This is a genomic window from Paenibacillus zanthoxyli JH29 (assembly GCF_000520715.1).
GTDB classification, from domain to species: domain Bacteria; phylum Bacillota; class Bacilli; order Paenibacillales; family Paenibacillaceae; genus Paenibacillus_AQ; species Paenibacillus_AQ zanthoxyli.
Window position 1 is genome coordinate 1 of record NZ_ASSD01000005.1, and the last position, 455, is coordinate 455.

Sequence of the window (455 nt, forward strand, 5' to 3'; positions counted from 1 at the left end):
CCCGGCGATCCGCTTGCAAATGCGGACAAGACTTTCGATACCTTTGCGAGAGTCAAGAAGCATGTCCAAGGTGTGATGACCTGTCTCAGCACCAACGGACTTACGTTATACCGGCACATCGACCGGATCGTGGAACTCGGAATCGGGCATGTAACGATTACGATCAACGCTATCGACCCGGATGTCGGTAAAGAGATTTATCCTTGGGTATTTGATGAAGGCGTGCGTTACGAAGGAAGAGAAGCCGCCGCTCTGCTGATCAGCCGTCAGCTTCAAGGCGTGGAGGAACTGGCGAAGCGAGGCATTCTCGTCAAAGTCAACTCGATTATGATTCCGGGGATTAACGACAAGCATCTGGTTGAAGTATCAAAGAAAGTCAAGGAGCTCGGCGCGACGCTTCACAATGTAACGCCGCTGATTATCGCTCCGGGCAGCCAGTATGAGAAGGACGGACG

General features: G+C 52.5%; 1 protein-coding gene. It reads left to right on the forward strand.

Going from position 1 to position 455, the window contains the following annotated elements:
- Nucleotides 1-455, forward strand: a 455-nt coding sequence (locus L691_RS0100225; RefSeq protein ID WP_025688010.1) for a radical SAM protein, incomplete at both ends; no start/stop codon positions are given.